Raw genomic sequence first — 20,447 nt, forward strand, 5'->3', positions numbered from 1 at the left:
AATTTCAACATGTCTATTTTGATTAATAAAAACACCAAAGTCATTACACAAGGTATCACTGGTAAGACCGGTCAGTTCCACACTGAAAAGTGTCAAGAGTATGCAAACGGTAAAAACTGTTTTGTAGCAGGCGTCAATCCAAAAAAAGCGGGCGAATCTATTTTTAATATTCCAATTTACGGAACGGTTAAAGAGGCTGCTCAACAAACAGGCGCCACTACTTCTGTGATCTACGTTCCGCCTCCAGGCGCAGCAGCAGCGATTTGGGAAGCGGTAGAGGCAGATCTTGATTTTGTGATTTGTATTACCGAAGGTATACCTGTGCGCGACATGTTGGAAGTGCGCAATAAGATGAAGGCAAAGGAAGCTGCTGGTGGCAAGAAGACCTTGTTGCTTGGCCCTAACTGCCCTGGCATCATTACTCCAGATGAGATCAAAATCGGCATTATGCCGGGCCATATTCATAAGAAGGGTCGCATTGGTGTGGTGAGCCGTTCCGGTACTTTGACCTATGAAGCTGTTGGGCAATTGACTGCCATTGGCCTTGGTCAATCTACTGCCGTAGGTATTGGTGGCGATCCAATCAATGGTCTCAAGCACATCGATATCATGAGAATGTTCAACGATGATCCTGAAACTGATGCAGTCATCATGATTGGTGAAATCGGTGGTCCGGATGAGGCTGAAGCGGCTCGCTGGTGTAAAGAGAATATGAAAAAGCCAGTGGTAGGATTTATTGCTGGCGTAACTGCGCCTCCTGGAAAACGTATGGGCCATGCTGGTGCATTGATTTCTGGTGGTGCGGATACTGCAGACGCTAAATTGGAAGTGATGGAGGAGTGCGGTTTTAAAGTAACACGCAACCCATCCGAAATGGCTGCTTTATTAAAGGCTATGCTGTAAACAATTTATCGGATGCATCATGAGACTACAGCTCCTTAGGGAGCTGTTTTATTTGAAAGATATTGAATGGGCAGTTTGGATATTTCGACATTATTAAATCCAGTCTTTTTGACTGCGCTACTTTCAATCGTTGTAGCTAATATTTTACTGTCGGGAGATAACGCAGTAGTAATTGCCTTAGCCTCCCGTAATTTGCCAAAAGGGCAGCAAGGCAGGGCAATTTTTTGGGGCAGCGCTGCTGCCATCATTTTGCGCATCGTTTTAACGATTGCTGCTGTTCAATTATTGAATCTGCCCTACCTAAAAATCATTGGTGCAATTGCTTTAATTTGGATTGGGGTGCAGTTATTAGCAGATGGTGATGGGGAGGCTGAGACTCAAGCCCACCCCAGTGTATGGGGTGCAATTCGGACAATTTTGTTGGCTGATTTAGTGATGAGTTTGGATAACGTAATTGCAGTTGCCGCTGCGGCCCAAAAGGGGCCGGAAGAGACTCGCTTACTACTCTTAATCATCGGACTGGGTCTTTCTATTCCTTTGATTATTTTCGGCAGCACCATATTACTTAAGGCCATGAATCGCTTCCCCATCATTATTACTTTAGGGTCTGGGTTGCTTGGCTTATTGGCTGGGGATATGTTGGCTGGAGACCCAATTATTAAAGGGTTAATTCAGCAAGATGGGTTGGAAAATGCACGCACCTTATTCGAAGTAGTTGGTGTGGCTGTTGTGATTCTTGCCGGCACTTACTTGAAGAAAAAGGATTCGAAAAAGACGGACTCTTAAATCAGAGCTTTCTGATGGCGATGTGTGTTGGTTGTTAGAGCTATAAGATGGATCATCAGGGTTTAACACCAGGAGATAAAGTGATGCAAAAAAGTACGCTACAAGATCATCAGCAAAGTAATGCTTCAGAAGCTGGATTTACATTAATTGAGGTGATGGTCGTAGTTGCCATCATCGGTATTCTGGTGGCTGTTGCTGTGCCCCAATATCAAGACTATATTGCGCGAAGCCGAATCGTTGAGGGTATGAATTTATCCTCTAGCGCCAAAATGGCAGTAACGGAAGCTTTTGCAAGTCGTGGAACGGTAGCTATGGATGAGGCTACTCATGGCTCGTTCACTTTTACGCCCACTAGAAGTGTGAAGTTGATAGAGGTCACGCCATCAGGAGCCATTGCAATTGATTATCAAATTAGCGTTGCCCCTGAGGGCAAAAATACCTTGCACTTGATTCCAACGAATGAGCCAGATGCAAATGTTCCCAAGCCACTTGATCTTTCTAAGCCAGAAGGCTCAACCTGGTCAGGTGGGTGGTCATGTCGCTCTACCGAGACCAACCTTATTAGTCAGCTACTACCTTCAGAATGCAGGATAAATAGATAACTTAAGAGAGATTGGAAAGCCACCTTTTGGTGGTTTTTCTTTGCTTTGATTTAAGGTAAGACTGGCTCAGGACCTTGTATTTCTTAATTTACCACCATAGCGTATGTAGTCTTGCATAGGCTTTTCGTAGTATTGGTATACAAAGAAGGCCAAAGTCAAAACCAAGACTATAAATCCAATAAAGAAAAGGGGCGAGTAGAAAGGAATCTTAATTCCAATAAGGCCGAAAATTAGGATGATGAATAGCTGAAGTGGAAAGTGAATAAGATAACTTGAGTACGTCATATTTCCAAAAACTTCAATGAGCCGTTCGAAGGATTGCGGAAGCTTCAACTCAATTGCTGCTATATAAACAAGTGCTGGCGCATATAGTAATAAGAAAATTGGTTTTATTTTCAAGAACAAATCTTCCGTAAGGAAAGCAAAAGGTGCCAAGATGATCAGTAATGAAAGGGCAAGCAGAATATTCTGATATTTACCACCCGCTGCTTTTTTAAATGTTTGGGCAGTTAAACCACCAATGTAAAAATATAGAAGGCAATCAACTATGAAAGACTCTGTGAGGTTGTTGATCTTAATCGCACTGCAAATGACGATGATGAGTACTGTGATCCAAGCAGATGCCCCTATAAATCTGAGTATCAAGAAAAAGAAAAAATAAACCAACACTTCAACAGATACTGACCAAATTGGCGTATTGAAACTAAATCCCTGACCACCCCAATTACTGGCTAAAAATAGCTGGGGAATGAAATGCGCTATGTTGTTATTGCGATCTATAAAAAAGGATCCATGCCATTTAAAGTAAATGAACTGAAGGGCGGCCATTAAAAGTAGGGTGGCAATATGTAATGGATATAGCCTTGAGAATCTAAAAATAAAGAATTTTTTCCCGCTAATTATTTTGCGATGGATTAAGTCTTGGTATTTCCAGAGAAATATAAATCCGCTAATGCACCAAAATAATTGCACCCCCATTCCGCCATATTGGTAAAAAAATTTAAAAATGGAAAAGAAGGGTTGCTTATCGCGCTCGAAATCAACAGCTGAATAGCCTACAAATGCAAAGTGTTGATAGTGCCAAACCAATATTGCAAGAGCTGAGATAAATCTGACGACCTCTAAGCCGATTAATTTCTTTTCAGGGTATGAAGTATTCACAAAGTGCTATCGATTGTTTATCATCTGGCCTATTTAGGCGCTTTCCAATCTCCACTCTTACCACCACTTTTCTCAAGCAGTCTGATGTCATCCATGACCATGCCTCTATCGACTGCTTTGCACATATCGTAGATTGTGAGGAGGGCAACTTGAACTGCGGTAAGCGCTTCCATTTCAACGCCAGTCGGTCCTGTAGTTTCGGCTCTGACATGACAACTAATGCTACTAGTCTCTTGATTGGGTTGAAACTCCACGCTAACGTGAGTTAGTACCAATGGGTGGCATAAAGGGATTAGCTCAGAAGTTTTTTTGGATGCTTGTATGGCTGCAATTCGGGCAATTCCTAGAACATCACCTTTTTTATGATTACCAGCCATCACCATGTCAAATGTTTGGGGTAGCATAGTAATTAACCCGCTAGCCAAGGCAATGCGGTGGGTATTGGCTTTATCACCCACGTTCACCATATGAGCTTGGCCACTATCATCAAAATGCGTTAATTTATTCATGGGATAGTTTTACCATATAGGCATGCAATCAATAAAGACTTCTTCTCAAGATAAATTGTCGCACTCTATGCCCCAGAGAATTCTGGCATGCCAGTTGATTCTAGCGCTTGCTTTGGGGGGTGTTTGCCCAGCATATGCTGCTAGCGGAACCCCACCTCCTCCTGCGGATGTTTGGGGGGATGTTTCAGTTGAAGGTAATTCAGCTGCAATTGCGAATATTGGCAGGGCTATGCAATCTCCAGATGCCCAGTCATCGAACTTGCCAGTGCGAAGTATTAACTCGCAGTCCAACATTGTTTTACCGGATATGGGTGATCCTGGTGGAGACGCTTTAAATCGAGTGGATGAGCGCAAATACGGTGAAATGATTATGCGAGAAATCAGGCCAGACCCTGATTATTCTAATGATTTGCCGATCTATGATTTTTTAAATCAGATGGAGCGACGCCTGATACAGACTGCCAAGCGCTTGCAGTTAGGTGGAGCCAATGAGCAGGGTAGTGGTGCCTATAACTTTGAAATTTTTGTGGTTAAAGATAGCAGCATTAATGCGTTTGCTTTGCCGGGCGGCTTTATTGGTTTTCATACTGGATTGATAGTGAGCGCAGAAACCGATTCAGAGGTGGCTTCGGTGATGGGGCATGAAACCGGACACGTTTTACAACGTCATTTAGCGCGCGAGTTGGATAAGCAAACCACCAATATGATGATTGCCTTGGCAGGTATGGCATTAGGAGCTTTAGCTGCTTCACGTAATCCTAATGCAGGTGTAGGAATTATGCAGGGTGGGCAAGCCTTGGCTGTTAATAATCAGCTTTCTTATTCAAGAGATGCTGAACGTGAAGCTGATCGAGTAGGTTTTCAGATATTGTCCGCAAGTGGTTATGACGTCAATGGGGCACCCGATTTTTTCCAGCGTCTACAAAGAGCGACGGGGATTATGGATAACGGGGTACCAGCCTATGTTCGTACTCACCCTTTAACTACGGAGCGGATTGCTGATATGCAAGACCGAGCCCGAATGGTTAAACAAGCAACAGTACCAACGGCCATTGAGTTCTATTTTATTAAAGCGCGTGCTCGTTTTGAGCAGTCTGGAACCACTAGCGGAATGTACGATCTTAAGAATACCTTTGAGAGTTTGAGTAAACAATCTGCGCCCGGAAAGCAAATGGAGGGCTTTTATGGCCTTGCTTTAGTAGCGCAGCGTCAAGGACGCATCGATCAAGCAGAATCCTATTTGCAGCAGGCGCGCAACGTAGCACATGCATCGAGCGCGCCGGGTTCGCCTATTCAGAGGCAAAGCCTCTCTTTGGATGTAACGGCATCAGAGCTAGCTCTTGCCAAAGGCAAGTATGAAGATGCTTTGCAGATTGCCCAGGCAACCATGCGTGCCTACCCACAATCCTATGCTGCTAGTGTGGCAATGATTAATGCAGAACTAAAGCTTGGGCGCACTAACGATGCTATTGCATGGTTAAAAGCGCGCACTAAGACACAGCCTAATGAGATCCTTTGGTGGGGCTTGCTATCCAAGGCCTATGACCAAGCGCAAAATGTGCCGATGCGTCACTATGCTTTAGGGGAAAAATATGCCCTTGAGGGCGCATGGCCCTCTGCAATTGAACAGCTGAAGATTGCACGAAGCAGCGGCGGCTCTGATTTTTACCAGGCATCCACGATTGATGCTAGGTTGCGTGATATGCAAAGACGATATCAAGAAGAAATGAAAGACTTGGGCAAGAAAAAGCCGGTACCGCTTTAAGACTTTTTGGGATTTTTAATAAACTCAAAGCGTGAACTGAGCTCTTCAAAGCCAATGGGATCCAAAGGGAGTGTTGCGCCATTCCAAGCCCAAGAACCTTTGAAGCTACAAGCATCTTGATGAACTTTGGCAAAGCCAGAAAATAAGTCTAAATCATGATCATGCAGAAGTGCCACGCTCAAACGATCTAAATGGGTAAAGTGATTGCTGTTCGAATCATCACAACAATTTTGACTAATTAAGCCAGTGATATATACATTGCCGAATTCATCGCAAAGCGCACCTTCTGCTTTGATGCTGCTGTGACATTGCGTTTGCAGAATAAAGGCATCTTTATGCGGAATGAGGCGAGCTATCCATGGGGTGGCATCTAGTGTGATGTACACACGTTGAGGACCATTTTGAAAAAAGTACTGCCCCATAGAATCACGCGCATAGTTCCTGGCAATGAATTCATTTAAAGCTGAATGCACTATTGGAGATCCTGGCAATCTATGGTGCTGCGCATATTCATCGCGCATACGCCACTGTCCTCGGCGGTCTAGTGCTAGCCAGCCAAAGCACTGCGGTACATTAGGCCACTTAACAAGAGAACGTAGTACCTGTTCATCCATGATTGTGGATTAATGCAGGCCGTGAGGTGTGGAGGGTGCGTTGAAGGTTTCTTCGGTAGAGTGGCTTGCGTGTAGATGGGCGATGCGCCAGCCTTGACTATCTTGCAATAAAACTAAAGTGATGTTCAGAAAAAAAGCAGCTTCAATTTGATCAACACGCAAGTGCACTGCTTCAGTTGTATCGTAAACAGCAGCACCTAAAACAGAGTGACTGATACAGGCAATGGGTTCTAAAAAAAGCGCTTGTTTAGCAAGTAGCCTTTCAAGACCCTCCCTAATCTCAGCATGACCACTGAGACGATGGCCTTCTGGTAATACGCAAGTAATCGAGTCATCATCAAGCCAGATAGCTAATGCACCTGTAATATCTTGACGCTTTAGGGCATCCCGCCAAGCTTCTACAACTTCATCTGCATTATGAAAGAGTCTAGCTAGTTTTGACATGGCGTAATCTTTGGATTTAAGGGTTAGCGAAGCAAAGAAATAGTGTGAAGGACATTTTCGGGGGTGATGTCGTCTAAACATTTGAGATGCCCTAATGGACACTCTCGTTTATGGCATGGACTGCATGGTAGATTAAGCCACATGATTTTTGCCCTATCTGAAAGAGGGGGCGTATGTTGCGGATCGCTCGAGCCAAAAATGGCTACTTGTGGGATGTGTAGTGCAGCGCCAATATGCATCAGGCCAGAATCATTGCTAACGAGTGTCTGGCATAAGCCGATTAAAGCAATCGCTTCATCAAGAGAAGTGCTGCCGCACCAGTTATGTATCTGTGGATGTCCATTAGCACCCTGAATAATTTTCTCCCCAAGGCTGTAATCCGCTTTGCTGCCTAATAAGACTATCTGGGCATTTGATTTTTGAGCAATGACAGCCTGCGCTAGTTTTGCAAAGCGCCCTGTTGGCCAGCGTTTGCTCGGCCCATACTCGGCCCCCGGACAAAAAACATAGAGAGACTCGTTATTGATATTGGCTGCTGTCAATTTAGCTTGTACTGCACCCTTGGCATCATGAGAGATGGTGAGGATAGGATTTGGGGCTGCAGTTACTGGAGCTTGATCTAATTCCAGTAAAGATGCCAGGGCGCAATAGTGCTCCACCATGGGTGGACGATTTACTTTGCTGGGGTTTTCTAGGGCGAAGTTAATGAGACCAAAACGCATCTCGCCTCGATAGCCAAAGCGAAATGGAATATTAGCAAGCCAAGGAATCAGCGCAGATTTAAGGCTGTTGGGTAATACAAAACAAGCCGAATAATTTTGAGCCTGCAGTTCTCTAGCCAATTTTTTGCGCATCGACCATTGCAGTTGTTTGTGCTCCAGCTGTGCTTCAATGACTTGATTCACTTGTGCGCACGCGCGGTAAATGGGGGCAACCCAAGTGCTAGCTAAAACATCAATTTGAGAGTGGGGGTATTGCGCTTTGAGCTTGGCCAGCAATGGTTGGGACATGACTGCATCACCAATCCAATTAGGGGCGATGATCAGAATACGGTTCATGTGAGGTATCCCGATGCAGCACCCACATCTGCGTGGGTGCTTAACACGGTTTAATGTCCGTGCGGCTCAGTGCCAGGGATGAGTTTGTAATGAGCGCCACAATAGGGGCACTTAGCCTCGCCTGTTTCAGTGATATCTAAAAACACCCTTGGATGTGAATTCCAGGCCGGTGTTTTATTGGTAGGACAGTGCAAAGGCAAGTCCTTGCCATCAATCATTATTACTTGTGCTTCGCTCATTTTCTGCTTCCTTAATACTTAAAAGAACGTTTTATGTATTACTTGACGTAGGTAAGCCATGACTTATATTTGTCATTCTTGCCATAGACTGCTGAAAAATAAGTTTCCTGAATTTTTGCAGTAATAGGACCCTTTTTGCCGTCTCCAATAGTGCGATCATCGAGCTCACGAATGGGTGTTACCTCAGCAGCGGTACCGGTAAAGAAAGCTTCATCAGCGGAATAAATCTCATCGCGTGTGAGGCGCTTCTCACGCAGCTCAAAGCCAAGATCTCTCACGATTTGAATAATCGAGTCACGGGTAATGCCATCCAAGCAAGAGGCTAGGTCAGGGGTATAGACAATGCCATCACGCACCATGAAAATATTTTCACCAGAACCTTCGGATACATAACCTTCGGTATCGAGCAATAACGCTTCATCGTAGCCATTGGCGGTCACTTCTTGGTTGGCCAAAATGGAGTTAATGTAATAGCCAGATGCCTTAGCGCGTACTAGTGATGAGTTAACAAAGTGACGAGTAAAAGACGAGGTTTTAACGCGAATACCTTTATTCAGGCCATCTTCACCAAGGTAAGCGCCCCATTCCCAAGCGGCAATCGAAGTATGGATACTATTGCCTTTGGGGGAAATACCTAATTTTTGGGAGCCAATAAAGATAATGGGGCGGATATAGCAAGATTCCAGATTATTGCTATTAACAACATCAATAATGCCCTTGGTCACCTCTTCTTTGGAGAAGGGCATCTGCATTTGGAAAATCTTTGTACCGTTAAATAAGCGCTTGACATGCTCTGGCAGGCGGAAAATGGCGGTTCCTTGGGGGGTTTTATAGGCCCGAATGCCCTCAAATACGCCCATTCCGTAGTGGAGACTGTGGGTTAGCACATGAATAGTGGCCTCACGCCAGGGAATCAGTTTCCCATCGGACCAAATAAAGCCATCGCGGTCAGACATCGACATTTTCTTATACCTTCTGTATCTGATAAATCGGGTTAATTGGGGCGCGCTTAAGGGGCGGGGTTTAGCCCCTAGGCTCCAGATGCGTCTCAGTCTTTATTGTAGAACAGGCAGGGTAAGTCCTTTGGAGCTTGTTAGCCCGGGACGATTTAGAATGGAGTATTCCCTGTAACCCACCCCATATATCTATTTTCATGCCGGAATCCTTATATAAAGTAAAACGCTTAAGCGAATTAGCCCAATCAGGCCTTTTAAAGGGAAAACGGGTCTTCATTCGCGCCGATCTGAATGTCCCGCAGGATGATTTGGGTAATATCACTGAAGATACCCGCATTCGGGCCTCCATGCCTGCGGTACAGATGTGTTTGGACGCCGGCGCAGCTGTTATGGTTACTTCGCATCTGGGTCGTCCAACCGAGGGTGAATTCAAACCCGAAGATAGTTTGGCGCCAGTTGCCGACCGAATAGCTACTCTACTAAACCGTAAGGTTCCATTAATTAGTGACTGGGTAGAAGGTGATTTCGAGCTCAATCCTGGTGACCTAGTGCTGCTGGAGAATTGCCGCTTAAATGTAGGCGAGAAGAAAAACTCGGATGAGCTCTCTAAAAAAATAGCCGCCTTATGTGATGTCTACGTGAATGACGCTTTTGGAACCGCTCACCGTGCTGAAGCAACCACCAATGGCGTCGCTAAATATGCTCCAATCGCTTGTGCAGGACCCTTGATGGCAGCTGAGTTGGATGCTTTGAGTCGAGCACTAGCTAGCCCCAAACGTCCCTTGGTGGCGATTGTGGCGGGATCAAAAGTATCTTCTAAGCTAACTATCCTCAAGGCCTTGGCTGACAAAGTCGATGAGTTGATTGTGGGTGGTGGTATTGCTAATACCTTTATGTTGGCGAAGGGCTTGCCAATCGGCAAGTCATTGGCAGAGCCTGATTTAGTGAATGAGGCTAAAGAAATTATGGACATCATGGAAAAGCGCGGTGCGCATGTGCCTATTCCGGAAGATGTTGTAGTAGCTAATGAACTATCCCCACTGGCCCGTGCTAATCGCGTTGCTGCAGATCAAGTTGCCGACGATGACATGATTTTGGATATTGGCCCAAAGACCGCAGCGCGTTTGTCCATCATGTTGGCCCATGCTGGCACGATTGTGTGGAATGGACCTCTGGGGGTATTTGAAATTGACCAATTTGGTGGCGGCACAAAGATGCTTGCGGCTGCAATTGCCCATTCCCCCGCATTTTCAATCGCTGGTGGTGGCGATACCCTGGCAGCCATTGCAAAATATGGTATTGCCAATCAAGTAGATTACATCTCCACTGGTGGTGGCGCTTTCTTGGAATTTTTGGAAGGTAAAACCTTACCCGCTTTTGCGGTACTTGCTGAAAGAGCAAAAGACTAAACATGCTAAGAGCTACCAAAATCATTGCTACCTTAGGGCCTGCTTCTGAAAAGCCTGAAGTACTGCGCGAGATGATTCGTGCGGGAGTAGATGTGGTACGTATGAATTTCTCACACGGTACGGTAGCTGACCATCAAGCACGCCATGATTTGGTGCGGGCTATTTCGGCTGAAGTAGGCAAAGAGGTCGGCATTATGGCTGACCTGCAGGGACCCAAAATCCGCGTAGGTAAATTCGCTGATAACAAAATTGTTCTCAAAGAGGGTGAATCATTCATCTTGGATGTGCACTGTCAGCTTGGTGACCAATCTCGCGTGGGACTTGATTACAAAGAGTTGCCAGGCGATGTTCATCCAGGCGACCGCCTCTTGTTAAATGATGGCTTAGTGGTTTTGACTGTAGAGAAGGTGCTGGGTGGAGAAATCTTTACCCGGGTTGAACAAGGTGGCCCGCTTTCCAATAACAAAGGTATTAATCGTGCTGGTGGTGGTTTAACTGCGCCTGCATTAACGGAAAAAGATATTGCTGATCTCGATGCTGCGATTGCGATGGGTATTGATTTCTTGGCCATTAGTTTTCCAAAAGATGGTGCGGATATGGCTTATGCCCGCAAGCTGGCTGATGCGGCGAGTGCTAAGTATGGTGTCGGTAAGGTACGAACTATCGCTAAGGTGGAGCGTGCGGAAGCAATTGTGCCTGCAGCTTTAGAGAGCATCATTGCCGAGAGCGATGGCATTATGGTGGCTCGTGGAGATTTAGCAATTGAGGTTGGTAATGCGGCTGTACCGGCATTGCAAAAAAGGATGATTGCCTTAGCGCTCGAAGCCGATAAATTTACGATCACTGCCACCCAAATGATGGAGTCGATGATCAATGCGCCAGTGCCAACGCGCGCAGAGGTGAGCGATGTAGCCAATGCAGTATTGGATGGTACAGATGCTGTGATGCTATCTGCCGAGTCTGCTGCAGGTATGTATCCAGTGCAAACCATTAAAGCGATGGCAGAAATTTGTGTTGCGGCTGAACAATCAGATCGTGTTCAACTAGATACTGATTTCTTGGATCAAACCTTTACTCGTATTGATCAAACCATTGCTTTGGGTGCTTTATTTACTGCACATCACTTAAATGCCACTGCCATTGCAGCACTCACAGATTCTGGTTCAACTCCTATTTGGATGAGTCGCCACAATATTCATTTACCAATCTTTGCTTTAACTTCGAAGATCTCTACCCAGCGTGCTCTGAGTACGTACCGCAATGTTTTTCCAATTGGCCTGAATTACACCAAAGAACGAGATGCTGCCCTGCAAGAAGTGGAATATTGTTTGAAGGCTATGGGGGCAGTGAAATCGGGTGATGTAGTGGTTTTAACGAGCGGCGAACCAATGGGTGAGCCTGGTGGCACCAATACACTCAAAATTATTCATGTGAAGTAAGTTTTATTTCCATTTCAACTTTTATTTATTAACCTAGAATTAAGAGAACAACATGGCATTAGTTTCCCTAAGACAGCTTTTAGATCACGCCGCAGAAAACGGTTACGGCTTACCCGCTTTTAACGTCAATAACTTGGAGCAAGTTACTGCAATTATGGAAGCTGCCAATGAGGTTGATTCCCCGGTGATTATGCAAGCCTCAGCGGGTGCACGTAAGTACGCCGGCGAAGCATTTTTACGTCATTTGATTTCTGCTGCGGTAGAGGCCTATCCTCATATTCCAGTAGTCATGCACCAAGACCATGGTCAAAGCCCAGCTGTTTGTATGGCTGCTATTAAGAGTGGCTTTACTAGTGTGATGATGGATGGCTCATTAGAAGCCGATGGGAAATCGGTTGCTAGTTATGAATACAACGTCGATGTATCCAAAGAGGTAGTCAAGTTTTCCCACTCTATTGGAGTTACTGTTGAGGCAGAGTTGGGTGTGCTGGGCTCTTTGGAAACAATGCAAGGCGATAAAGAGGATGGTCATGGTGCCGACGGCAAGATGACACGGGAACAATTGCTCACTGACGTTGAGCAAGCTGCAGATTTTGTTAAAGCGACTCAATGTGACGCCTTAGCCATTGCAATTGGTACTAGCCATGGCGCATATAAGTTCACCAAAAAGCCAACAGGCGATATTTTGGCAATTGATCGTATTAAAGAAATCCACGCACGTATTCCAAATACCCATTTGGTGATGCATGGTTCATCGAGCGTGCCACAAGAATTGCTTGCTGAAATTCGTGAATTTGGCGGCGACATGAAAGAGACCTACGGTGTGCCTGTTGAAGAAATTCAAGAAGGCATCAAGAACGGCGTTCGTAAAATTAATATTGATACCGATATTCGTTTGGCAATGACTGGCGCAATTCGTCGATATCTTTTTGAGAACCCCAGCAAGTTTGATCCACGTGATTATTTGAAGCCAGCTCGTGAAGCAGCCAAGCAAGTCTGCATCGCCCGCTTTGTTGCATTTGGTTCTGCTGGTCAAGCATCCAAAATTAAACCAATTTCTTTAGAGAAAATGGCTGAACTATATAAGAGCGGTAAATTAGCTCAGATTGTGAAGTGAGTTAAAAATGCCCGCTTTGTATGCTACGAGTATTCAGTCACTGCCTTTGCTATCCAAAGGGAAGGTGCGTGATGTTTACGCCCTAGGTGATGACAAATTATTGATGATTACTACTGATCGTCTATCCGCTTTTGATGTTGTGATGGGCCAGCCTATTCCAGAGAAGGGTGTAGTGCTCAATCAAATGGCCAATTTTTGGTTTGATAAATTGGCCTCTGTCATTCCGAATCACCTCACTGGTATTGATCCTGCTAGCGTCGTTACTGCTGATGAAGTTCCTCAGGTGCAGGGTCGCGCGGTTGTTGCGAAACGTCTTAAGCCCATTCTAGTTGAGGCGGTTGTGCGCGGATACTTGGCTGGTAGCGGTTGGAAAGATTACAAAGAGACTGGCAAGGTCTGCGGCATTGCATTGCCCGATGGTTTGGAGAATGCACAAAAATTACCAGAGCCTATTTTTACTCCAGCTGCCAAAGCAGATGTGGGTGAGCATGATGAAAATATCTCTTTTGAGAAAGTGATTGAGCTCATTGGTGAAAAATTAGCCAATCAAATTCGTGAAGTGAGTATTCGTTTATACAAAGAGGCTTCTGAGTACGCCGCTACCCGCGGCATCATTATTGCTGATACGAAGTTTGAATTTGGCTTGGATGATCAGGGTCAGTTGGTCTTGATGGATGAGATCCTGACGGCGGATTCTTCACGTTTTTGGCCTGCGGAGACCTATTACGTAGGTTCAAACCCACCTTCTTACGATAAGCAATTTGTGCGCGATTGGCTTGAAACAGCTATGGTAGGTGGCAAATTGTGGCCTAAAACAGCCCCCGCCCCAGAATTACCTAGCGAAGTGATCGAAAAGACGGCAGAGAAGTATCGCGAAGCCTTAACAAGGCTAACCAAGTCCTAATTCCTGGAGTACTCAAAAGGCTGGGATAATAGGGGCTTATTGAGGAATTAAGGGTTTTTGGAGAGGCGCATGAGCAAGAAGCCATTAGTAGGAATAGTCATGGGTTCCAATTCAGATTGGGACACCATGCAACACGCAGCCCAAATGCTAGAGCAGTTTGGCGTGGCTCATGAGGCCAAAGTGGTGTCTGCACACCGCATGCCTGATGATATGTTCCAGTATGCAGAGCAAGCCCAAAGTAATGGCCTACAAGCCATTATTGCTGGAGCAGGCGGTGCAGCTCATTTGCCTGGTATGTTGGCAGCCAAAACCACCGTGCCGGTTTACGGAGTACCAGTGGCTAGTAAGTATTTACGCGGTGAAGACTCCTTACTCTCCATCGTGCAAATGCCCAAAGGCATTCCAGTGGCTACCTTTGCCATTGGTGAGGCCGGCGCTGCCAATGCTGCCTTGCATGTCGTTGCTAACTTGGCTTTGCATGATGCTGATTTAGCAAAGCGCTTAGAGGATTTCCGTGCCAAGCAGTCAGATGCTTCACGCTCCATGAATTTGCCGGGATATTAAATAGATGTCAGATCGTATGGAACCCATTTTGCCGGGTTCGTATTTAGGAATTTTAGGTGGCGGTCAGTTGGGTCGGATGTTCACCCAAGCTGCTCAAGCAATGGGCTACAAAGTCTGCGTATTAGATCCAGGTGCGGATAGTCCTGCCGGATCAATAGCTGAAAAATATATTCAAGCAAACTATACAGATAAGGCTGCTCTTCAAGAGATGGCATCTATTTGCCAATCCGTCAGCACCGAATTTGAAAATGTTCCCGCACAAGCGCTCGATGAACTTGAAGCTCTGGGTGTATTTGTAGCACCGCGCAGCAGCTGCGTATCCTTGGCACAAAACCGGGTCGCTGAAAAGAAATTCTTGGCCACCTGGAAAGCTGAAACGAATATTGGCCCAGTGCCATATTTTGTGATTGAGCATGATGCTGATATTGCCAATGCGCCAGCAGATCTTTTCCCTGCCATTCTGAAGACTGCCCGTATGGGGTATGACGGTAAAGGCCAAGTCACAGTACATGCAGCTCAAGAGTTAACCTTGGCTTGGAATGAATTGGGTCGAGTGCCTTGCGTTCTTGAAAAGCGCATGGAATTGGATTTTGAAGTTTCCGCCTTAGTAGTGCGTGGCTATGACGATGCAGTGGTGGCCTACCCTGTTTCTCAGAATATTCATCGCGATGGCATTTTGCATACTTCAACAGTACCAGCACCCTCACTTAAGCCACAGCAAGAGAAAAAAATCATTGATGCTGCTAAGGCATTGATTCGCAAGATTGATTACGTCGGCGTGTTGTGCGTTGAGTTCTTTGTTTTAAAAGGTGGCGATATCGTGGCTAATGAAATTGCCCCGCGTCCGCATAACTCTGGCCACTACACCATGAATGCTTGTGTCACTAGTCAGTTTGAGCAACAAGTTCGAGTAATGGCTCGTTTACCTCTAGGTGATACGCGTTTATTGTCATCCGTTTCGATGCTCAATCTATTGGGCGATCTCTGGTTTGAAGGTAGTGAGGATAGGCCTATTGAACCGGCGTGGAATAAAGTCCTTGCCCATCCAGATGCCAAGTTGCATCTCTATGGCAAATCCGAGCCACGTATGGGAAGAAAAATGGGCCACATCAATTGCTTGGGTGAGTCGCTTAATCAGGCCCGCCAGAGCTGTGCCGCAGTTGCTGGCGAATTAGGAATTGAGCTCTAATTAAATGCCCACGGCACCACAAACAGCAGCAGTCATTGATGAAGCGGTGCAAACCTTGCGCCATGGTGGACTAGTCGCTTTTCCTACGGAAACAGTTTACGGCTTAGGTGCAGATGCGCACAATCCAGAAGCGATTAAGAGGATATTTGCCGCCAAAGGAAGACCTTCTAACCATCCTTTAATTGTTCATTTAGCTGCTCCGGAAAAGTTCGACGTGGCGCAAGTAGATTGGGCTGCGCTAGTGAGTCCATGGGTACGCGATTTATCTGAAGAGGCGCTGCAATTAATTAGTACTTATTGGCCCGGACCATTAACACTGGTCTTCAAAAAAGATAAACGTGTTTTATATGAATTAACGGGCGGCCAGGACACGGTGGCGATTAGGGCTCCTGCCCATCCTGTAGCGCAAGCGCTATTACGTCAATTTAAGGGTGGGGTGGTTGCTCCCTCAGCCAATCGATTTGGAAAAGTATCGCCCACCAGCGCTGCAGATGTTCGTAGTGAGTTCGAGGGCATGGTAGATCTGATGATTTTGGATGGTGGCGACTGTGATGTTGGCATTGAGTCCACCATCATTGATCTTTCTTCGGGTGAACATCCTGTTTTGCTCAGACCAGGTGTCATTACTCCACAAGCTATCTTTGAAAAGACAGGTATTCGGGTTTATAAACCTGGCGAGCTGGTTAAAGAAGATGAGACGGTCCAAGATAATGCATTGCCAAGAGTATCAGGCAGCTTGCGAGCCCACTATGCACCAAGTACACCCTTACGCATGTATGGCCCGGGGCGGGTGCTCGATGCTTTGAGCGAATTTACCGACACCAAATCAAGAGTGGCTGTAGCTGTTTGGGATTCTGAATCTTCGCTAAGTGAGGATGGTCATCCTTCGGTGAATTTTGAAGAAATTTTGGTGCCAAGCGATAGTGCAGCCTTTGCAAGCAAACTCTATCGAACATTACGTGATTTAGATGCCCAGGGATGGGACCTCATTTTGTTTCCTGAGCCACCTGCTGGTCAAGATTGGGATGGTGTTCGTGATCGACTTCAACGTGCCTGTTTTGGTTCGGGTCCATCTTCCATGAGCCACGTCAGTAATTGATCATGTGCCTCTATGCCTTTCCAGGCATTAGGATGATTAATGAATGATGTAACAAGGTACATCTTTCCAGACTTACTCGTGACATAACCTGAGATTGCCCTAACATCAGCAAGTGATCCGGTTTTAATATGCGCTTCCGGCTTTTTCTTGAGGTATAAAAATTTACGCAACTGCATCATGAGACGATTTTTCATCGTCCCATCTACCCCAGCGAGAGGCAGGCTGTTATAGAAAGTCTCAGCAACGGGAAGATTGCGTGCTGTGAGTAATAGCTAATTCATGTGCGCCGCTGAAATGACTTCATTGCGAGACAAGCCCGAACCGTTTTCGATGATGAGTTCCGGAAAAGACAGACCTACTTTTTTGAGCCAACTTTGTATGACAATTTCACCATTCTCAGTGGTTGCAGGTTTGCCCATCTTCTCTAAGGCCAAGGTCAACATCAACTGACGGGCCATGACGTTATTGGAATATTTATTGATGTCCTGCACATCGTCCGACAGTGCACTCCCTTCAAATTGCAGGAGTGGTCTTGCTGTAATGGGGACGGTGCCACTTTTGCCGCTGGGTTGCTGCACCCAAGTGCCACCCGCTAGTTCCCAGGCAGCAGCAAAGCCCTGCGTTAAAAATGTATTAGCATCAATAGCAACTACGTTATAGATTGCACTACTGCAGTTCGATGGAAATGCCCCCGAGAATCTAGCAGTCATGGCTTGGGTGCTGTTAGGTGCTTCTGGCGTTAACTCAAAATGAATATCTTTTTTCCAGTTATCGCAAGCTTTATTAGTCAGGCGTAATTGGTTTTGAATTTTGAGCTGCGCTAAAGCTGGTGTGTAGTTGATGTCAATAAAGTCAGCAGTTGATGATTTACCCAATTGAAATGAGAGCGTCCTAAAGGCATAGAGTAGGGGATCTGGAGTCACGTTATAGGCGCGCAATGATTCACCATCAATCGTGCCTGCTTCCATCACGCTTTGTGCGTATGCACTTCTATCGAATGCTAAATTGCCATCGATTTTTTGGATTCCTAAATCTTGAAGATTTTTCATCATACGGGCGAGTTCTTCGGGAACTAGTTTTGGATCGCCCGTACCCTGTAAGTAAAGATTACCTTTCAGTGTGCCTTGGCTAATTTGCCCATCAGTAAATACATTTGTACGCCAACGGTACTGTGGTCCTAAGAGATCTAAGCCTGATAAGGTGGTCAGAATCTTCATAGTGGAGGCTGGATTCATGGCTTGGCTTGCGCGCCAGTCCAGCATTGTTTTAGAGCCAAGCTTGCCCGGGTGACTGGACTCTACCTCCATGACAGAAATGCTAATGGCATCCTTAGGAATTTGATTCTTTTCTAAGCTGGCTGCAACATTTTTAGGAATGTATTGCAAAGCCGTGTCTTGTGAAACCAGCTCAGGGCCCGCTCCATAAGCAAGAGAGCTAAAAGCCAGCCAAAGAACAGTTAGAAAAAAATGGGATTTAAAGATTTCCATAAGTCATAGGATAAACCCCTGGCATGAGTCTAGCTATTAAAGCGCGCTTGATATTGCCTGATGTTTTTATTTTCAGCCTCCAAGAGTTGCATGAAGTGAGCCACTCTTTCTTTTAGATTGCCTGGCTGGTCCAGTTTTTCGCAGCCTTCAATCAATCGCTTGGCACCCAAAAGCTGTCCACCACCTTTTACTTTATGAACCATGCTCTTAAATTGCATCTCATCTAATTTATCCCCAGTTGAGTCATCTGCTAGTTCAAGCAAAATATCATCATGTACCTTGATAATTTCATCTAAAACTAAAATCACATGTTTTGGATTCTCTTTTAGTAAGCTAACAAAGGCGTCAAAAGAATATTCCCCAACTTGGGCAAAGGTAGTGCTTACCTTGCTAGTGAAGTATCGCCCCAACTCATTTTCAAGAGCGCTTAAACTGAGTGGTTTAATGAGTACCCCATTCATGCCAGAAGATAAAAATTGATGGCGAGCCTCAAGCGCATAAATATCGGCAGTGACTCCGATAACCACGAGTTCATTTTGACCAAGGGCGCGGACTTGCTTTGCCAAATCAGATCCGTGCATACCCGGCATCGATTGATCCGTCAGCAAAATATCAAAACGCTTCTCCCTTAGCATTTGCAAGGCAAGTTGGGCATTTTCACAAACCTGCACTGCAATACCTAAAGCCTCTAATTGAAGAGAGAGTACTTGGCGGCTTGCAGGATGATCTTCCACAACAAGTGCTCTTAAGCCTGAATGGCCTGGCTGACCTTTGAAAAGTCGTATCTGTGCTCTTGAGCGACTATCTGAACTAGAGTTCGTCTTTAGAGTGGCTGTACAGGTTCTCGGAAAGGCAACTGAAAAATAAACGTTACTACCAAAGCCGGGAGCGCTTTCAAAATAGAGTTGGCTATTCATCGACTTGATTAAATGATTGGTGATTGTGAGTCCTAGTCCTGTGCCACGTTGTTGTTCATTTAAATTCACTTCGGCTTTAGAGGGTACTTGTTCAAAAGCTTGCAGGGCCTGTGCAATCTCTGCTTTTGCCATACCAATGCCCGTATCAAGCACTCTAAACTCGATGAGTTGACCAGCATGATCATCTGCCAACACAGTGATCGAGAAATACACCTCTCCCTCTTTTGTAAATTTAATGGCATTACTGATGAGGTTTTGCAAGATTTGGCGTAAACGCAAAGGGTCCATCATTAATACAGGAGCCAATCTGGGATCAATGATGGTGTTTAAGAGTAAATTTTGCTTAATCGCCACGGTAGTAAATGCAGCATGAATATCATCAATTAAGTTTTTTAAACAATAGGGCTCTAAATTAAGGGTAAGTTTGCCAGCCTCAATTTTGGAAAGATCCAAGACTTGATTGAGCATGCCAAGGAGGGATTCAGCTGAAGCATGAGCGCTTTTGAGCAAAGGGCGCTCGCTAGCTGGAAGCTTTTGATTATTAAGTAGCAATTCTTGCATTCCTAAAATGGCATTCATCGGCGTTCGAATTTCATGGCTCATAGTGGCCAAGAATGCTGACTTTGCAGCATTTGCCTTTTCCGCTAGTTCTTTAGATCGAATGAGTTTTTTGGTCTGATTTTGATGAACTAGTTGATTGTTGTGCAGACGCCATAAAACCCATATTCCGCCAGCAAGTAAAAAAAAGTTCAAGATCCATGGGGTGCTTGTCTGCCACTGACTAAAACGTGTGGGTAATGCTTGTGGGGCAATCGCAAAGAGTTGATCTAACTCTGCTGGATCAAGCCCCTTTGAGAATTGCTCTAGCACATCATGAAGTGTCTTGGCTTCATGGGCAATCAGCCAGCGGTAGGCTAAAGTATTGGCGTTTAAATCATCATGCCTCCAAAATAAGGCTTTGGTTAAAGAGCCCAGCAACAATAGTTCCTGATAGACGGCAGGTGGATCGATAACAAAATGTACTTCGCCATTGGCAAGCTGTGTAAACACCTGGGCATCTGAGCTGCGCCACTTGGGATGGAATTCTTGTTGAGTAAATTGATTTAGCCTATCTAGGATGAGCTTAAAGCTGGCGGGCTCATGATTTTCATGAATGCTAAAGTACACAATCGGATTAGCATTGATCCATTCTTGTTCCTTCTGGTTAAGTGAATTAGCAAGCGAGGTTTTACTCACTAATGTAAAAAATACCATCACTCCAAGAATGAATCGATGCACGCGCATG

General features: G+C 45.4%; 19 protein-coding genes and 1 pseudogene. 11 read left to right on the forward strand and 9 right to left on the reverse strand.

Annotated elements, in window-relative coordinates; all coding sequences use genetic code 11:
* Positions 1-9: 9 nt before the first annotated feature.
* The 3 genes from sucD (at position 10) to M2125_RS08095 (ending at position 2,291) form a co-directional block, all read left to right on the forward strand.
* Positions 10-903, forward strand: coding sequence for a succinate--CoA ligase subunit alpha (gene sucD, locus M2125_RS08085; RefSeq protein WP_076023723.1), 894 nt, complete (start codon positions 10-12; stop codon positions 901-903).
* Positions 904-969: 66 nt separating this feature from the next.
* Positions 970-1,689 carry a TerC family protein gene (locus tag M2125_RS08090; RefSeq protein WP_280741679.1) on the forward strand — a complete coding sequence of 240 codons (720 nt, stop codon included), beginning with the start codon at positions 970-972 and terminating at the stop codon, positions 1,687-1,689.
* An 83-nt stretch (positions 1,690-1,772) separates the two neighbouring features.
* Positions 1,773-2,291, forward strand: coding sequence for a pilin (locus M2125_RS08095; protein WP_280741680.1), 519 nt, complete (start codon positions 1,773-1,775; stop codon positions 2,289-2,291).
* A gap of 66 nt (positions 2,292-2,357) precedes the next feature.
* Here M2125_RS08095 and M2125_RS08100 read toward each other — a convergent pair whose 3' ends face one another.
* Complete coding sequence (locus M2125_RS08100) at positions 2,358-3,452, reverse strand: acyltransferase family protein (protein ID WP_277542010.1); 1,095 nt, start codon at positions 3,450-3,452, stop codon at positions 2,358-2,360.
* Positions 3,453-3,481: 29 nt separating this feature from the next.
* Positions 3,482-3,961 (reverse strand): cyclic pyranopterin monophosphate synthase MoaC, encoded by a 480-nt coding sequence (moaC, locus tag M2125_RS08105; RefSeq protein WP_277542012.1) that lies wholly within the window; start codon positions 3,959-3,961, stop codon positions 3,482-3,484.
* A 67-nt stretch (positions 3,962-4,028) separates the two neighbouring features.
* Here moaC and M2125_RS08110 point away from each other — a divergent pair, with 67 nt between their 5' ends.
* Positions 4,029-5,726: a M48 family metalloprotease gene (locus M2125_RS08110; protein ID WP_280742812.1), complete on the forward strand. Its 1,698-nt coding sequence runs from the start codon at positions 4,029-4,031 to the stop codon at positions 5,724-5,726.
* Here M2125_RS08110 and M2125_RS08115 read toward each other — a convergent pair.
* From M2125_RS08115 to M2125_RS08135, 5 genes are read right to left on the reverse strand one after another with little or no spacing between them, the layout of a single operon-like run.
* Positions 5,723-6,340, reverse strand: coding sequence for a DUF2946 family protein (locus M2125_RS08115; RefSeq protein ID WP_076023727.1), 618 nt, complete (start codon positions 6,338-6,340; stop codon positions 5,723-5,725). The genes M2125_RS08110 and M2125_RS08115 overlap by 4 nt on opposite strands.
* 9 nt (positions 6,341-6,349) lie before the next feature.
* Positions 6,350-6,784, reverse strand: a complete 435-nt coding sequence (locus M2125_RS08120; protein WP_280742813.1) for a YybH family protein — start codon at positions 6,782-6,784, stop codon at positions 6,350-6,352.
* A gap of 23 nt (positions 6,785-6,807) precedes the next feature.
* Positions 6,808-7,842, reverse strand: a complete 1,035-nt coding sequence (waaF, locus tag M2125_RS08125) for a lipopolysaccharide heptosyltransferase II (RefSeq protein ID WP_280742814.1) — start codon at positions 7,840-7,842, stop codon at positions 6,808-6,810.
* Positions 7,843-7,892: 50 nt separating this feature from the next.
* Positions 7,893-8,081 carry a zinc-finger domain-containing protein gene (locus M2125_RS08130; RefSeq protein WP_076023730.1) on the reverse strand — a complete coding sequence of 63 codons (189 nt, stop codon included), beginning with the start codon at positions 8,079-8,081 and terminating at the stop codon, positions 7,893-7,895.
* A 38-nt stretch (positions 8,082-8,119) separates the two neighbouring features.
* The gene (locus M2125_RS08135; protein WP_076023731.1) at positions 8,120-9,043 is read right to left on the reverse strand and encodes a branched-chain amino acid transaminase; all 924 of its coding nucleotides are present in this window, start codon (positions 9,041-9,043) and stop codon (positions 8,120-8,122) included.
* 191 nt (positions 9,044-9,234) lie between these two features.
* Between M2125_RS08135 and M2125_RS08140 the strand changes: the two genes are divergently transcribed.
* From M2125_RS08140 to M2125_RS08170, 7 genes are all read left to right on the forward strand, one after another.
* Positions 9,235-10,446 (forward strand): phosphoglycerate kinase, encoded by a 1,212-nt coding sequence (locus M2125_RS08140; protein ID WP_076023732.1) that lies wholly within the window; start codon positions 9,235-9,237, stop codon positions 10,444-10,446.
* Between the two features lie 2 nt (positions 10,447-10,448).
* Positions 10,449-11,885, forward strand: coding sequence for a pyruvate kinase (pyk, locus tag M2125_RS08145; RefSeq protein WP_277542018.1), 1,437 nt, complete (start codon positions 10,449-10,451; stop codon positions 11,883-11,885).
* Positions 11,886-11,937: 52 nt separating this feature from the next.
* Entirely contained in the window at positions 11,938-13,002 is a 1,065-nt protein-coding gene (gene fba, locus M2125_RS08150) for a class II fructose-bisphosphate aldolase (RefSeq protein WP_076023734.1), read from the forward strand.
* 7 nt (positions 13,003-13,009) lie between these two features.
* Positions 13,010-13,906, forward strand: coding sequence for a phosphoribosylaminoimidazolesuccinocarboxamide synthase (locus tag M2125_RS08155; protein WP_076023735.1), 897 nt, complete (start codon positions 13,010-13,012; stop codon positions 13,904-13,906).
* 69 nt (positions 13,907-13,975) lie between these two features.
* A complete protein-coding gene (purE, locus tag M2125_RS08160; protein WP_076023736.1) occupies positions 13,976-14,470 on the forward strand; it encodes a 5-(carboxyamino)imidazole ribonucleotide mutase in 495 nt (164 codons plus the stop codon).
* 4 nt (positions 14,471-14,474) lie between these two features.
* The gene (locus M2125_RS08165; protein ID WP_280742815.1) at positions 14,475-15,659 is read left to right on the forward strand and encodes a 5-(carboxyamino)imidazole ribonucleotide synthase; all 1,185 of its coding nucleotides are present in this window, start codon (positions 14,475-14,477) and stop codon (positions 15,657-15,659) included.
* A gap of 4 nt (positions 15,660-15,663) precedes the next feature.
* Entirely contained in the window at positions 15,664-16,758 is a 1,095-nt protein-coding gene (locus M2125_RS08170; RefSeq protein WP_076023738.1) for an L-threonylcarbamoyladenylate synthase, read from the forward strand.
* On the opposite strand, the pseudogene dacB reads toward M2125_RS08170, so the two are convergent.
* Positions 16,704-18,245 (reverse strand): annotated as a pseudogene (gene dacB / locus M2125_RS08175) (D-alanyl-D-alanine carboxypeptidase/D-alanyl-D-alanine endopeptidase). The gene M2125_RS08170 and the pseudogene dacB sit on opposite strands and share 55 nt — an antisense overlap.
* 29 nt (positions 18,246-18,274) lie before the next feature.
* The gene (locus tag M2125_RS08180) at positions 18,275-20,446 is read right to left on the reverse strand and encodes a response regulator (protein ID WP_083657519.1); all 2,172 of its coding nucleotides are present in this window, start codon (positions 20,444-20,446) and stop codon (positions 18,275-18,277) included.
* Position 20,447 lies beyond the last annotated feature (1 nt).

Source organism: Polynucleobacter sphagniphilus (assembly GCF_029892205.1).
In the GTDB taxonomy this organism is placed as follows: Bacteria; Pseudomonadota; Gammaproteobacteria; order Burkholderiales; family Burkholderiaceae; genus Polynucleobacter; species Polynucleobacter sphagniphilus.